The organism is Candidatus Coatesbacteria bacterium (genome assembly GCA_014728225.1).
Classification (GTDB): domain Bacteria; phylum RBG-13-66-14; class RBG-13-66-14; order RBG-13-66-14; family RBG-13-66-14; genus WJLX01.
The window spans coordinates 1-15,422 of sequence record WJLX01000102.1 but is presented as its reverse complement, the minus strand read 5'-3'; the positions used below and the strand labels follow the sequence as shown (position 1 = coordinate 15,422).

The following is a 15,422-nucleotide window of genomic DNA, read 5'->3' as shown; positions in this document are numbered from 1 at the left end:
GTTTTTGCGGAGACGAACCGCTATCGTCGTCGGCAACGGTCGTCGAGATGCAAAAACCGTGCCGGTTCCGGGGCCTTCCGGGGGCATTGCGCCGCCCGGTCTCCCGCCGGTGGTCGCCGCGGTGGGCGAGCGGGCCGGCGGCGCCGTTATGCAACGGTATGCCTTGACTGGCCGTTTGTTTTATTATAGATTAACAGCTTGAATACCTGACCACCGTCGTTGTTTTCCTCCGGTGTGGCTGCTGTTCGGCTGCGGAGCAGCGCACCTGTCCGGACGGAGCCGACCTGGGGAAACGCCGTCCCCGAACCGAACTCCTCGCACAGTCCACGTCAACCGCCCCCAGACTCAGCGAAACCCCCTGATCACGATGGACAAAATCATCATCACCGGCGCCCGTGAGCACAACCTGCGCTCCATCGACCTGGAGCTGCCCCGGGACCAGCTGATCGTCTTCACCGGCGTTTCGGGCTCGGGCAAGAGCTCCCTGGCCTTCGACACCCTCTACGCCGAGGGTCAGCGGCGCTATATCGAGAGTCTCTCCAGCTACGCCCGCCAGTTTCTGGGCCAGATGGAGAAGCCCCGGGTGGACCAGATCGTCGGCCTGTCGCCGACGATCAGCATCCAGCAGAAGGCCACCAACCGTAATCCGCGCTCGACGGTGGGCACGATCACCGAGATCCACGACTTCCTGCGGGTGCTGTTCGCCCGCATCGGTCGTCCCCACTGCCCCAAGTGCGGCCGGCCCATCGGCTCGCAGACCGCCGAGCAGATCGTCGAGGAGATCATGAAGCTGCCCGCCGGGACGCGCTTCATGGTCAACGCCCCCGTGGTCCGCAACCGCAAGGGCGAGTTCAAGAACCTGCTGGAGAGCCTGCGCCAGCAGGGCTTCATCCGGGCGATCATCGACGGCGAGCTGACCGAGATCTCGACCCTGCAGAACCTGGACAAGAAGCGGCACCACGACATCGATGTCGTCGTCGACCGACTGATCGCCAGTGAACGCATCCGGCCCCGGCTGACCGATTCGGTCGAGACGGCCCTGCGCCTGGCCGAGGGCCTGCTGGCCATCCAGTTGGTACGCCGCGAAGGCAACGGTGACCTCTCCGGCGCCGTCGCCGCCGCGGTGGCCCGGCTGGCCGATTCGGAGAAAGAAGACGGAGCCGAGGAAAGCGAGGGCGGCCCCCAGTTCGACGACGACGGCGTCGCCCTGTTCAGCGAGCACAACGCCTGCAGCGTCTGCGGGGTCTCCTTCCCCGAGCTGACCCCGCAGATGTTCTCCTTCAACAGCCCGCAGGGGATGTGTCCCTCCTGCGGCGGGCTGGGCTCGACCCTGGAGGTCGATCCCGAGCTGGTGGTGCCCGATCCGGAGCTCTCGATCCGCGACGGCGCCGTGGCGGTCTGGGGCAAGATCGACGACCGCAAGAGCTGGCGCCTGGCCCGGCTGGAGTCCCTGGCCCGGCACTACGGTTTCTCCCTGGACACGCCCTGGGAGGAGCTCTCCGAGGAGGCCCGCGACGTCGTCCTCAACGGCTCCGGCGACGAGGAAATCGAGTTCACCTGGGAGTACAAGCACGGCTCCGGTTCGAGCACCCACACCTACGCCGGGGTGATCGACAACCTCAAGCGCCTGCACCGGGAGACCAAATCCGATTCGGCGCGCCACTTCTACAGCCGTTTCTTCACCAGCCAGCCCTGCCGGAACTGCGGCGGCAAGAAGCTGCGGCCCGAAGCCCTGGCGGTGACCATTGACGACTACAGCATCCACGAGCTGGGGGAGCTGTCCACCGCCGAGTTGCTGCGTTTCTTCGATCGACTGGAACTCGACGACACCGAGCACCGGATCGCCGACGAGCTGCTCAAGGAGGTCCGGGCCCGGCTGGAGTTCCTGGTCAACGTCGGTCTCTACTACCTGACGCTCAACCGCTCGGCGCCGACCCTCTCCGGCGGCGAATCCCAGCGTATCCGGCTGGCCTCGCAGATCGGCTGCGGGCTGGTCGGTGTGCTCTACATCCTCGACGAGCCCTCGATCGGCCTGCACCACCGCGACAACGCCAAGCTGATCCGCACCCTGACCGACCTGCGCGATCTGGGCAACACCGTTCTCGTCGTCGAGCATGACGAGGACACCATGCGCGCCGCCGACCAGCTCGTCGACTTCGGCCCCGGCGCCGGCCACCTCGGTGGGCGCGTCGTGGCCCAGGGCACGCCGCAAGCGGTGATGGACAACCCGCGCTCGCTGACCGGGCGTTACCTCAAGGGTGATTTGTCGATCCCGATACCCAAGCGCCGCCGCCGCGGCAACGGCAACTACCTCGAGCTCAGCGGAGCCACCTTCCACAACCTCAAGCACGTCGATCTGCGCATCCCTTTGGGCACCTTCACCTGTGTCACCGGTGTCTCGGGCTCGGGCAAGAGCTCCCTGATCAACGAGACCCTCTACCCGGCCCTGGCCTCGGCCCTGCGGCGCAGCCGGATGCACGCCGGACCCTACGAGAAGCTCAGCGGCGTCCAGCACGTCGACAAGGTCATCGACATCGACCAGAGCCCCATCGGCCGCACCCCGCGCTCCAACCCCGCCACCTACATCAAGGTCTTCGACCACATCCGCCGCCTGTTCGCCCAGTTGCCGGCGGCCAAAGTCCGCGGCTACTCCCCCGGACGCTTCAGCTTCAACGTCCGCGGCGGGCGCTGCGAGAACTGCCAGGGCGAGGGGATCATCAAGATCGAGATGCACTTCCTGCCCGACGTCTACGTCACCTGCGACGTCTGCAACGGCCGACGCTACAACAAGGAGACGCTGAGCGTGCGCTACCGGGGCCACAACATCTCCGACGTCCTGGAGATGGACGTCTCCGAGGCCCTCGAGCTGTTCGCCAACGTGCCCCAGATCAGCCGGATGCTGGAGACGCTCTCCAACGTCGGCCTGGACTACGTCAAGCTCGGCCAGCCGGCGACCACCCTCTCCGGCGGCGAGGCCCAACGGGTCAAGCTGGCCCGCGAGCTGACCAAGCGCTCGACGGGCAAGACCGTCTACATCCTCGACGAGCCGACCACGGGGCTGCACTTCGCCGACATCGCCAAGCTGCTCTCCGTGCTGCAGACCTTCGTCGACAACGGTAACAGCGTCGTGGTCATCGAGCACAACCTCGAGGTGATCAAGAACGCCGACTACATCGTCGACCTGGGGCCCGAGGGCGGCGAGGACGGCGGGCGGATCATCGCCCAGGGCACCCCGGAACGGGTGGCCGAGGACGAGGGCAGCTACACCGGCCTGGCCCTGCGTACGGTGTTCGAGCCGCGCAACGAGCGCGAGCTGACGACGAAGAAATAACCGCAACCGGCGCTCGTCCGGCGCAATGACCACCCGAGCGATTATCTGAGGAGGCCAAGCGGTGAACCCGTCCCGGGCGCTGATCCCCCTGCTGCTGCTCCCCTTGCTCCTCGTCGGTTGCGACGACGACGGCGAGACGCTGAGCTACGAGTCCGTCCAGATCGACGCCGGGGGCGTGGAGACCGCCTATACGGTATCGCTGCGGCCGCTGAGCGGCGGCGACTGCTACCGGATGACCTGGGAGACCGCCGAGGGCGAAGAAGTCTTCAGCGGCTACGGTGTGCCCTGCGGTGAGGATCTGCTGGCGGTGGGCTACGCCCCGGCGACGCTCCAGCACTACGTCGGCGCCTACCGGATGAGCGACGCCGGTCTGGCCGGCATCTGGACCAACGGCTTCGAGTCCGGCACCGAGACGATGGGCGAGGCCCCGGCGGCGCCCGCGGCCCTCGAGTGGGACCTGCCGACCAAGCTGGACTTCAGCGGGCAGAACCCCGACGGCAGCGCCTACTCCGGCTACCTCAACGTGGCCGTCTTCGGCGGCGGCCCGGAGCGCGGGGTGATGATGACCCAGCACACCGGCGCCGAGAGCTATCAGGGCCGGGCGCTCTACCTGGGTGACCAAATCATCGTCGTCTACCAGCTCGGCCTCGAGCTGACCGTCCAGTACTACTCCGAGAACGCCGACGGTACCTGGTCCGGCGCCTGGTACGCCGACGGCGCCCCGGGCCTGGGCACGGAGTCGCTGACCGTCGCCGAGTAGGCCCATACGCCGCGCACCGCCCCCTCCCGCATCCCGATTGCGTCAACCATGACCCGACGCCTCCTCGTCCTGATCCTGCTGTCGGCGTCCATGTCCGCCCCGGCGGCGGGCGTCGGCAGCTGGGAGCTTACCGGCCTCAACCCCGACGGCACGACCTACAGCGCCCGCTTGGCGCTGAGCGAGTTCCGGCCCGGGGTGTTGCATCTGGACTGGTACTTCGCCGGGGAGCGTCTGCTCTACGGCTACGGCATCCCCTTCGCCGGGTACCTGATCGGCGCCGTGGTCACCGACGGCGACCAGATCGTCGTCGAGGTGCTGCGGGTGGGCGACGACGGCCTGGCCGGGATCTGGTCCAACGGGCTGGCTTACGGCTCGGAGACGATGGGCGCGCCGGTCCCGGCGCCCCGGCCGGTCGAGGTCGGCGGCAACCGGGAGTACGGCGTTCGTCGTCGGCGGCCCGGGGGCGAGTGGCTCGGCGGCCGGGTGTTCATCGGCGCCGTGCCCGACGCCCAGCCGGGGATCGCCGCGGTGAGCTGGGACCTGCTGGGGGAAGAGGGTTGTCAGGCCGGCGAGGGCATCCGCCTGGGGGAGGCCCTGGTGGTGGCCTTCAAGCTGGCGGGTCGTCCGGCGGTGGCCTGCTACGAGGCCACGGACTACGGCTGGGAGGGGCGCTTCTTCGCCGCGGGGATGGAGGAACCGGGCGAGGAGAGCCTGCGGCGCGACGAGGAGGCTGGTCAACGCCGCCGCCAGGGGCTATACTGATGACAGTCGCCGCTGCTACCTCACCGGGCGCGGGCCTTTGCGCCGGTCGGGGCTGACTCCCACACCGTTGCCTGGAACTATGATCATCGAGATCAGCCCCTAGTAGCCGCCGCTGGACCAAACGGCACCAGCGGCCCGTCAAACCGCTGCTCGCGCCGCCACCCAAGCGGCCTCGTTCACGAGGATCCGGCAACACCCGCCCTCAGCGGCCGGGTTCGCCAACGCGGGGGTTGTTCGGCTGTTCAAATACAAGCCTTCATCGTAGCTGGAACCTGTTTTCGGCGGGGGAGCCGGAGCGGCGGGGGGGAGACCCGTCGCGCACCCCCGGTCAAGTGTTTCGTTGAGGCCGTCGTCCCGCGCGACAAAGCGGGCGGCGGAGCGCGGGCTGGATGCCCGACAGACGACAGCCACCCATTAAGGAGGACTGGATGCGAAAAACCCTGATCATGCTGCTGGCGCTCGTCTTCGCCCTCAGCCTGGGCCTGATCCTGGGCTGCGGGGACGAGGACGCTGGAGACGACGCCGAGGAGACCGAGCAGCGGGAGTCCGACGAAGAAGAGGACGGCGGGGAGGCCGCAGAAGACGCCGAGGAAGATGCTCCCTCGGCGCCGACCGGCGGCAACGCCTACGCCTTCGATATCTTCTACGACGTCCAGATGGACGACTACCTGCTCTACGTCGTCGACAACGCCGACGGCCAGCTCTACGTCTTCGCCGACGGCGAGTGGCGGGAGGACGGCAAGCCCTGTCAGGGCGAAGGCCCCTATGACCTGACCGCCTTCTACGATACCATCGCCGACGAGTGGATCGTCGTGGCCGTAGACGCCAAGGGCCAGCTCTACCAGTCCGGCGCCACGGAGTGGAACGCCGTCGGCCAGCCCCTCAAGGGACCCGGTCCCTACAAGGTTTCGGGCTTCTACGACAGCCAGATGGACGACTACATGGTTTATCTCCTCGACGCCCGGGGCCAGTTGTACTACTTCGCCGGCGAGCAGTGGGAGAAGGACGGCCTGCCCTGTCCGGGCGCGGCGCCCTTCGACCTGTCCGCCTTCTACGATCCGGCCGTCGACAACTGGCTGGTCTTCTGCGTCGACGAGGGCGGCGACCTCTACCGTTCCGGCGCCGAGGAGTGGAGCTTCATCAGCGAGCCGGCCACCGACGCCGGTCCCTTCCGCATCAGCGCCTTCTATGACTCCGCCGACGACATGTGGGTGGTCATGATGCTGGACGGCGAGGGTCTGCTGACCTTCTTCGACGGCGAGGGCTTCAGCGAGGCCGGTCCCCCCGTCGACGGCGAAGCGCCCTACGACATGGACGGCCTGTTCGATCCGGCTATCAAGGACTACATGATCTACGTCCTCGGCAACGACGGTCAGCTCTACTTCTTCGACATCGACCAGTGGGTCGAAGCCGGCCCGCCCCTGCCCTAGGTATTACGGCATCGAGGCTGAGAACGGGGGCGCCGCGGCGTCCCCGTTCCCCTACGATGTAGCGCCGTCCCCTTGCCCGGCTGTCGGTCAGCGGTTATACTTCAAGGGAGCGAAACGTCCCGTCAGTCGCCACCGAGGAGAAACATGTCCACTTCACGCCGCCCGGCCGTCAGCGTGTTCAGCCTGCTGTTGCTGCTCTTGACGACGGCTTGTGAAACCGCCGAGGAGAGCTCCCCGGAGCGCTACTACCTCACCGGTTACCTGACCACCGAGGCGATCGGCACGGCCCTGTTCGCCCTGGGCGACGACGGCCGACTGCGCTTCTTCGACGAGGGGGGCTGGCGCGGCGTCGGCGGGACCCTGGACGCGACGGTCAGCGACGCGGCGGGCTACGCCGATCCCCTGCTGGGCTGGCGCTGCTTCGCCGTCGACGGGGACGGCGGCCTGCACGCCCTGATCGACGAGGAATGGTCGGCCCGGGGTGCGGCCGAGGAGGCCCCCGAGGTCGAGGGTCCCTGCGCCCTGGGCGTACTCTACGACGCCGCCCTGCAACGCCACCAGCTCTACGCCCTGGACGCCGGGGGCCGCCTGCTGGTCGATTACGGCGGTGGCTGGCGCCTCGACGAGGCCCGGCTGGAGACCCCGGGGCCCTTCGACCTGGACGCCTTCTACGACCCGGCGGCCGACGATTGGATCATCCTGGCCGTCGACGGCGCCGGTCAACTCCACCGCGCCCAGCCCGACAGTTGGCAGGCCGTCGGCGAGCCGGCCGCGGGGCGGGCCCCCTTCCGCATCTCCGCCTTCTACGACAGCGCCGCCGACGACTACATGGTCCTGCTCCTCGACGACGCCGGCCAGTTGTTCTACTACGACGGCGCCGGCTTCACCCCCCTCGGCGGGGCCGTCAAGGCCGCGGCGCCCCTGGACCTCTTCGCCCTCTACAACGCCGCCGCCGATGACTACTCCATCCACTGCGTCGACGCCGACGGGATAGCCTACCACTTCACCCCGGACGGCTGGGACAAGCTGCAGCCGGCGGGGTCCTGACCCGGACCGGGAGGCCGGCATGCTCAGAACCGTCATCCTTTTGCTGCTCGCCCTCCTGGTCGTCGGGGCCGGGGCCTACGTCCTGACGGCCTTCTACGACGCCGCCCTCGATGATTACCTGATCTACGCCCTCGACGACGAGGGGCAGCTCTGGTGGGCCCGGGCCGATGACTGGGCCGCCGACGGCGAGCCCTGCCCCGGTGTTCCGCCCTTCGAGCTGTCCGGGTTCTACGATCCCGAACTCGACGACTGGATCGTCTGCTGTATCGACGGTGCGGGGCGGCTCTACCAGTCCGGCCGCGAGCGTTGGGCGACGACGGGGGTACCCCTCGAGGCTCCCCCGCCCTACGCCCTCTCCGCCTTCTACGACGCCGCCCTGGACGACTGGATCGTGCTGGCCCTCGACGGCGCGGGTCGGCTCCACCGGGCGCTGGCCGCTGAATGGACGGCGATGACCGGGCCCTGCCCCGGGTCGGCGCCCTTCGATCTGGCCGGTTTCCACGACCCGGCGATCGACGACTGGATCATCCTGGCCGCCGACGGCGCCGGTCGGCTGTACCTGGACACCGCCGGCGAGTGGACCGCCCTCGAAGAGGACTGTCCGGCCCCGCCGCAGCGGGTGTCCGCCTTCTACGATGCCGCCGCCGACGACTACCTGTTCTTCCTCCTCGACAGCCGGGGCCGCCTGCACAACCACCGCGGCGACGAGCGCCTGGAGCTCGACGGCCGGCTCAGCGGCGGTCCCTACGACTTCGAGGCCTTCTACGACCCCGCGGCCGACGACTACCTCGTCTACGCCGTTGACGCCTCCGGCGCCCTCCACCTCTGGTCCCAGGGCGACTGGCTTCATCTCTACTCCGGTCCGGGCGGCGTGGTCGGCACCTCGGACAAGCAGCGCCACTAGCACCGACGACCCCGGCCTCACCGTCAGCCCTTCAACGCCTCGAGCCCCGACGCACCCGGGGCTCGAGCTATAGCTTCCAGCGCGTTCTCGCAGCGGGTCTTACGAGTCTTAACCGCGCTTGCAAAATGAAAAAGAGACTTGAAAACAGTCAAATTATCGGCTATCCTGTCCTAATCTGTTAAGCGCAACAACGCCTGAAACGGCGTTTTCTCCGGCGGGCCGCAGACAAAAACCCGCCCGAACTCCGGGACTAGGAGTACACCCATGAACAGGAAACTGCTACTCGCCTGTCTGTTGATCGCCCTGCCCGCCGTGGCCGGTAACATCTACGTCGCCGACTACGAGTCCCAGGCCGACCTCAACGTCTACGTCGCCGACTATGAGTCCCAGGCCGATTTGAGCGTCTACGTCGCCGATTACGAATCCTCCGCCGGCGGCAAGGACGCCATCTGGTACTTCGTCGACTACGAGGCCCAGGCCGACGTCGTTATCTACTTCGTCGACTACGAGGCCCAGGCCGACCTCAACGTCTACTTCGTCGACTACGAGGCCCAGGCCGGCTGGAACGGCAGTCACAGCTGGCAGGGGCGACTCAAGTAACCAGTTCTTTCACCGTCGGGCCGCAGAGCTCGACAACGGAGCAGCTGATGCCTAGAGCCATAACGATCCCGCTGTTGCTGACGGCGGCCCTGCTGACACCGGCGGCGGCCCTGCTGGTCTACGAGTGTGACGACCCCGACGCCGCCGACCTGCTGGTCTACGAACGCGACTACTCACCGAACTGCGACCTGCACGTCGAACTGGTCGAGAACCGCGGCTGGGCCGAAGAGGAATGGCAGTGGTACTTCACCGACGACCCCGCCGAGGCCGAACTCGTCATCTACATCACCACGGACAAGGAAATCGCCGATCTGCTGATCTGGTACGTCGAGATGGAGCACCAGGCCGGCTGGGAGGGCTACCACCCCTATAAGGACCATCTGGCGGATATCACCGCCCTCAAGGAAGCCCGCGAGAACTATTAGCGAATGAACCGCTGGACGGCGGCGCCGCAGGATTCGCCGTTTGCCCGCCTGAACCGGCACGGTTTTTGCATCTCGGCGACCGTTGGGACGATTTCAACGGTCCGCCTCCGCAAAAACCGTGCCGGTTCAGGCGGTGGTTTCTGCCGGTTCGGTCGTCGGTGAAGCGCCGCCGTCCAGCGGTTCACCGGCGGCGAGTGCGGGGGGAGCCGCCGCCGTTTTACCTCGGCGAAATTACTCTGGTATACTAGCCCCTCACCGGGTTTCGACCCCGCGCGGGCACCATTTTTTCGATGTCGACGTAACATGACAATGCTCCTGCGCCGTCGCCCGGTTTAGGCACTGATAATCGTTCCCCTCTTCGAGGAGCCCCATGAGTCTGCGCGGCTACGTCAAGCTGGCCCGTCCCTTCACCCTGTTGGCGCCCTTTTTCGGTTTCGCCTGTTTCGCCCTGGTGGCGGCGGGTTCCGCGGTGGGCGGCGAGGTGGCCCTGAGCTGGCCGGTGATAGTCAAGATCCTCATCGGCGCTTGCGCGGCGGCGATTCTCAACGTGGCCTCGAACACCATCAACCAGATCTTCGACCGCGAGATCGACGCCGTCAACAAGCCGGAGCGTCCCCTGATCACCGGCGAGGTCAGCCGGGGCGGGGCCTGGGCGCTGGGGCTGGCGGCCTACGCCGCGGCGATCGGCCTTTCGCTGCTGGTGGGGATGCGTTTCTTCTATATCGTGCTGATCACCAGCTTCGTCACCTACGCCTACTCGGGGCCGCCCTTCCGCACCAAACGCAACGCCTTCACGGCCAACCTGACCATGGCCCTGCCCCGGGGCGGGCTGTTGGTGATCGCCGGCTGGAGCGCCCTGAAGCCCATCGACTACTGGGAGCCCTGGTACATCGCCGGGGTGTTCTTTCTGTTCATCCTCGGGGCCTCGACGACCAAGGACTTCGCCGACATGGAGGGTGACGCGGCCCACGGTTGCCGCACGCTGCCGGTGATCTTCGGCGTACGCCAGGCGGCCTGGATGATCGCCCCATTTTTCGTGCTGCCCTTTCTGGCGCTCTACCCGGCGATCTTCAGCGGGATCCTCAGCGGTCCGACGCTGGCCCTGTCGATCCTGGCGGGTTTCCTCAGCCTCTACGGAGCCTTCATCGCCTATCTGATCCTGCGTCGGCCCGAGGAGATGGCCACCGAGGCCAACCATGTCTCCTGGAAGCACATGTATCTGCTGATGGTCATCAGTCAGGTGGGCTTCGCCCTCAGCTACCAGCTCGGTTGAGGCTGCCAAAACGGCAGTCGGGGTCGACATTCCGCTGATATGGCAGCTACAGCAGGCTGGTTCGGTGGGCAGAAAATTGCGTATTGCTATGATAACAAAGGTCTTGTATAACTTGGTACGCTCCTTGCAGTAACAATACTGCGGTCGGTTCACCGACTCGTTCAGCGTTTCGTTCGGGGACGGGGAACCTTGGAGGACCAGCCGATGCGTACCGTACTGCTGGCAGACGACAACCGCGAGTGCCGGCGCTCGATGATGCGACTCATCCAGCGTCTGGGGCTGCGCACCCTGACGGCGGCCAACACCGACGAGGTGCTGCGGGCCCTGGAGCGCACGATGATCGATCTGGCGATCCTGGACCTGGAGATGCCCCGCGAGGGCGGTCTGGCCGTGTTGCCGCGCATCCGCCGCCACCGTCCGAGTCTGCCGGTGATCATCGTCTCCGGCGCCGACAGCCGCGAGGCCGTGCTGCGCTCCTTCGCCGCCGGCGCCTACGGTTTCCTGCACAAACCGGTCGATGTCTACGCCCTGCGCCGTTTTCTACGCCGGGCCGCCACGCCGGTTCACCCCGCCCTGTTGCGGATCGGGTTTCCCGACCGACCCGGCCGCCACCGCGAAAGGAAGAACGATGCGTAACCTAAGTTTACTGATCGTCGGTTTGTTGGTCCTGGCGACCGCCGCCGCGGCCCTGGACACCGATGACATCCTGGCGCTGCTCGATGTCGGTGTCGACGAGGACGATCTCGTCGAGGTCATCAAGGTGACCGAGTCCACCCCGCGTTTCGACGCCCAGAACATCCTCTTCGTCGACGACGAGTACGGCATCGACGAGGAGCTGCTCTACCACTGCCTGCTGGCGGAGCCGCTGAGCAAGGATCAGGTCTACGCCCTGGCCAAGGTCGATTACGACGAGGAGTATTTTATCCAGCTCATCCGCTCGCCGGGGATCGCCTTCGAGCCCGATTACGCCCAGTTGGCGCCGCTGGACCTGGACGAAGACGTCCGCTCGGCCCTGATGATGGCCACCCCCAAGGGTGTCACCGAGCCCGTCGACACCGCTCCGAAGCGGGCCAGCCTGACGATCAATATCAGCGGTGAGAACTACCAGACCAGCAAGAGCAACATCTACTTCTACATCCTGGTGGACGGCGAGGTCGTGCGCGAGGTCGTCGATGACAAGGTCGACATCTACATCGGCTCGGCCTCCTACAACCAGTTCATCTTCACCTCGTACGACGAGTCGCTGGAGACCGGCAAGCACACCGTGGCCATCGCCGTGGTCCCCACCGACGGCGGCAAGCCCGGCAGCGGAACCATCAACTCCAACATCCTCTTCTCGAAGCGGATGGACATCTCGGACAGCTACAACCGGCTCAACCTGGTCTGCAAGCTGATCCCCGGGACCTCCAGCTACGAGATGTACGAACAATAACCCGACGGAGGGATCGCAAGTGGGCAAGATCATCGGCATCGACCTGGGCACCACCAACTCCTGCGTGGCCGTGATGGAGGGTGGCGAGCCCACCGTCATCACCAACCAGGTTGGCGGCCGCACGACCCCCAGCGCCGTGGCCTTCACCAAGGACGAGCGCCTGGTCGGTGTGCACGCCAAGCGGCAGGCCGTCATGAATCCGACGCGCACCGTCACCTCGATCAAGCGCTTCATGGGGCGCAAATACGGCGAGGTGACCGAGGAGATCAAGACCGTCCCCTACGAGGTCGTCAAGACCGACAACGGCGACGCCGCGGTCAAGATCGACGACAAGGAGTACTCGCCGCCCGAGATCAGCGCGATGATCCTGCAGAAGATGCGCGAGACCGCCGAGGAGTACCTGGGCGAGAAGGTCGACAAGGCCGTCATCACGGTGCCGGCCTACTTCTCCGACGCCCAGCGCCAGGCCACCAAGGACGCCGGACGCATCGCCGGGCTCCAGGTCGAGCGCATCGTCAACGAGCCCACCGCCGCCAGCCTGGCCTACGGCCTGGACAAGAAGGACGGCAGCCGCACCATCGCCGTCTTCGACCTCGGTGGCGGTACCTTCGACATCAGCATCCTCGAGCTCGGCGACGGCGTCTTCGAGGTCAAGAGCACCAACGGCGACACCCACCTCGGCGGCGACGACTTCGACCAGCGGATCATCAACTGGCTGGCCGACGAGTTCCAGAAGGACGAGGGCATCGATCTGCGCGAGGACAAGCGCGCCCTGCAGAGTCTCAAGGACGCCGCCGAGAAGGCCAAGAAGGAGCTCTCCACGGCCCAGTCCACCCAGATCAACCAGCCCTTCATCTCCGGCGACCGCCACGGGCCCAAGCACCTGAACATCGAGCTGACCCGCTCCAAGTTCGAGCAGCTCGTCGACGACCTGATCGAACGCGTGGTCAAGCCCTGCCAGAGCGCCCTCTCCGATGCCGGGCTGGAAACCTCGGGCATCGACGACGTCATCCTCGTCGGCGGCTCGACCCGCATCCCCGCCGTCCAGGCCAAGGTCAAAGAGATCTTCGGCCGCGAGCCCCACAAGGGTGTCAACCCCGACGAGGTCGTCGCCGTCGGCGCCGCCATTCAGGCCGGGATCCTCTCCGGCGACGTCACCGACGTCCTGCTCCTCGACGTCACCCCCCTGTCCCTGGGCATCGAAACCCTGGGCGGCGTCTTCACCAAGCTGATCGACCGCAACACGACCATTCCCGTCCACAAGAGCCAGATCTTCACCACGGCCGAGGACAACCAGAACACCGTCGAGATCCACGTGCTGCAGGGCGAGCGCGAGATGGCCATGCACAACAAGACCATCGGCCGCTTCCACCTCACCGGCATCCCACCGGCGCCCCGCGGCGTGCCCCAGATCGAGGTCTCCTTCGACATCGACGCCAACGGCATCGTCAAGGTCTCGGCCAAGGACCTGGCCACCAACAAGCAGCAGCAGATCACCATCACCGCCTCCTCGGGCCTGACCGACGAGGAGATCGACCAGATGGTCAAGGACGCCGAGCAACACGCCGAGGAGGACAAGCAGAAGCGCGCCGAGGTCGAAACCCGCAACCAGGCCGACTCCGCCGTCTTCCAGGCCGAGAAGCTGCTCAAGGAGATGGGCGACAAAGTCTCCGACGACGAGAAGGGCAAGATCGAGGCCGCCATGGAGCGCGTCCGCAAGGCCCTCAAGGGCGAGGACATCGACGAGGTCAAGAACGCCCACGAGAACCTGAGCGCCGCCCTCTCCGAGATGAGCCAGCGCCTCTACCAGCAGGCCGGACCCCAGGGCGAACCGCAGGGCGGACAGCCCGGCGGCCCCGGAGCCGGCCAGGCCCCTCCGGGCGGCGAAGCCCCCGGCGGTTCCGCCGGAGCCGGCGGAGTCGATGACGACGTCGTCGACGCCGACTACGAGGTCATCGACGACGACGAGGAGAAGTAACTCAACCTAAGTAAACATCGACCGGGGAGGGTCCGCGCCCTCCCCGGTACAATGAAGACACAGGATGAAGCTCCCAGGAGGCTTGAGGTGAAGTCAACAGATAAAGGCTATGTTAACAAAAATAACCAGCTTAATGAGGGTAAAACCAATCAACGAGGTTCAGATCACAACCAGTGATTCTATCAGATGAGATGTCTCAATTGTGAGCACCGGTATCTTGCTAACGGCTCTGATATCTGGCAACGTAAATGCCCCAAGTGTCAGGGGGGAAGACCGTAAGGTATTGCATTCCAACCAAGCCCCGTTACGGTTGTTACATTCCCACCGGACCACTCGCCCCACGGAGAACCAGTCCCACGGGGCCGACCTGCGCGGGCAAGCGGAACCTCGGCGGCACCCTGCAGGGCCGGGGCGTGGAACTGGATCCCCGACCCCGCCGTTTGTTTGATGGCGTCCTTCGCCGGCGCGCCAACTTCGAACGACGAGTATATCCGGTGAATTACTACAGGGCTTGTCATTATTATCACAAAAACAATTAACTGATGATCCTTTTCTAATAACTTACCTAGCAACCTTTCTGTAGAGATTGATGCTGATTTGTCAGAAGCACAACAGGAGGATTAGCATGCCACGGAAAAAGAAGAAATGGACAGTAACGGGAACTGAAAAGGACGAAAAAGGAAATATTACTCATATATATACTAAAGAAGTCGGTCGAGTAACAACAGATAAAGCAATTGGTGAGATTGAACGAGGTCGTATAATACATGTTGATAATGGTCCAGCCATCCATGTTGTTGATGATAAATACGGTAAATACTTACGTACAAATCGAGATGATAAGTCAGTAAAGAACCTTGAAAGCATCTAATAACGATAACAAAGGGCAATGCTCAAATATGAGAATTGCCCCTTGTTATTTACAACATCTTTAGTCTAAATTGTTAATCTCAAAGTGTTTCCCACATTTATCGCACCGATAATTATGTGAACCCTGCGTTGTCGCTTTCAAAAAACCACCACACTCTGGGCATTATTTTGTAGTTGGTTGTGGTCCTCCTGTTGGTCCTCTCATTTTATCACCTCCTTGCCTAACAATAATGCAATGTAAATCAGCATATCATATACTACAAGCCATAAATGAAAGGTTGGGGTAAAGTCCCCGCCCTACGCCGATTATTGCAATAACCATGTTTCAAGTAGGGCGGACCCTCTGCGGTCCGCCGTTTGGCAGATTCCCCCCCTTTGGGGAAGAACATCGTCCTTGGGCCGGAGTGAGGGGCAACCGGATCAATATCACCAGCAGCCTAAACGGGCTGCGGGGACTCATCGCCTCTACGGCAACAGTACGCCCAAACCCGGATGGCACGGGTTCTCGAGACCCGTGCGGCGCCCCGCCGGGGCGCTTATTGTTTGTCGTTCGCTTCACGTAATGCCATACCGTACGCCACTAACCCCCGTAGGGCCGGGTCTAGAGACC

The 15,422-nt window shown here is 64.9% G+C and carries 13 protein-coding genes; all 13 read left to right on the top strand.

Going from position 1 to position 15,422, the window contains the following annotated elements; translation table 11 throughout:
- Positions 1-367: 367 nt before the first annotated feature.
- The 13 genes from uvrA to GF399_07200 all read left to right on the top strand — a co-directional run bounded on the left by uvrA (position 368) and on the right by GF399_07200 (position 14,813).
- Positions 368-3,331 (top strand): excinuclease ABC subunit UvrA, encoded by a 2,964-nt coding sequence (gene uvrA, locus GF399_07260; GenBank protein MBD3400113.1) that lies wholly within the window; start codon positions 368-370, stop codon positions 3,329-3,331.
- Between the two features lie 61 nt (positions 3,332-3,392).
- A complete protein-coding gene (locus GF399_07255) occupies positions 3,393-4,091 on the top strand; it encodes a hypothetical protein (protein ID MBD3400112.1) in 699 nt (232 codons plus the stop codon).
- Positions 4,092-4,139: 48 nt separating this feature from the next.
- Positions 4,140-4,853: a hypothetical protein gene (locus GF399_07250; protein ID MBD3400111.1), complete on the top strand. Its 714-nt coding sequence runs from the start codon at positions 4,140-4,142 to the stop codon at positions 4,851-4,853.
- A gap of 428 nt (positions 4,854-5,281) precedes the next feature.
- Positions 5,282-6,283, top strand: a complete 1,002-nt coding sequence (locus tag GF399_07245; protein ID MBD3400110.1) for a hypothetical protein — start codon at positions 5,282-5,284, stop codon at positions 6,281-6,283.
- Positions 6,284-6,427: 144 nt separating this feature from the next.
- Positions 6,428-7,330, top strand: a complete 903-nt coding sequence (locus tag GF399_07240; protein ID MBD3400109.1) for a hypothetical protein — start codon at positions 6,428-6,430, stop codon at positions 7,328-7,330.
- Positions 7,331-7,349: 19 nt separating this feature from the next.
- Complete coding sequence (locus tag GF399_07235) at positions 7,350-8,234, top strand: hypothetical protein (GenBank protein ID MBD3400108.1); 885 nt, start codon at positions 7,350-7,352, stop codon at positions 8,232-8,234.
- Between the two features lie 264 nt (positions 8,235-8,498).
- A complete protein-coding gene (locus GF399_07230) occupies positions 8,499-8,834 on the top strand; it encodes a hypothetical protein (GenBank protein MBD3400107.1) in 336 nt (111 codons plus the stop codon).
- Between the two features lie 47 nt (positions 8,835-8,881).
- A complete protein-coding gene (locus GF399_07225; GenBank protein ID MBD3400106.1) occupies positions 8,882-9,259 on the top strand; it encodes a hypothetical protein in 378 nt (125 codons plus the stop codon).
- A 370-nt stretch (positions 9,260-9,629) separates the two neighbouring features.
- Positions 9,630-10,532 (top strand): hypothetical protein, encoded by a 903-nt coding sequence (locus tag GF399_07220; protein MBD3400105.1) that lies wholly within the window; start codon positions 9,630-9,632, stop codon positions 10,530-10,532.
- Positions 10,533-10,736: 204 nt separating this feature from the next.
- Positions 10,737-11,168 (top strand): response regulator, encoded by a 432-nt coding sequence (locus tag GF399_07215; GenBank protein MBD3400104.1) that lies wholly within the window; start codon positions 10,737-10,739, stop codon positions 11,166-11,168.
- The gene (locus tag GF399_07210; protein MBD3400103.1) at positions 11,161-11,964 is read left to right on the top strand and encodes a hypothetical protein; all 804 of its coding nucleotides are present in this window, start codon (positions 11,161-11,163) and stop codon (positions 11,962-11,964) included. Before GF399_07215 ends, GF399_07210 begins: the two co-directional genes overlap by 8 nt.
- A 19-nt stretch (positions 11,965-11,983) precedes the next feature.
- Positions 11,984-13,942 carry a molecular chaperone DnaK gene (dnaK, locus tag GF399_07205; GenBank protein MBD3400102.1) on the top strand — a complete coding sequence of 653 codons (1,959 nt, stop codon included), beginning with the start codon at positions 11,984-11,986 and terminating at the stop codon, positions 13,940-13,942.
- 589 nt (positions 13,943-14,531) lie between these two features.
- Positions 14,532-14,813: a DUF3892 domain-containing protein gene (locus tag GF399_07200; GenBank protein MBD3400101.1), complete on the top strand. Its 282-nt coding sequence runs from the start codon at positions 14,532-14,534 to the stop codon at positions 14,811-14,813.
- Positions 14,814-15,422: the final 609 nt, after the last annotated feature.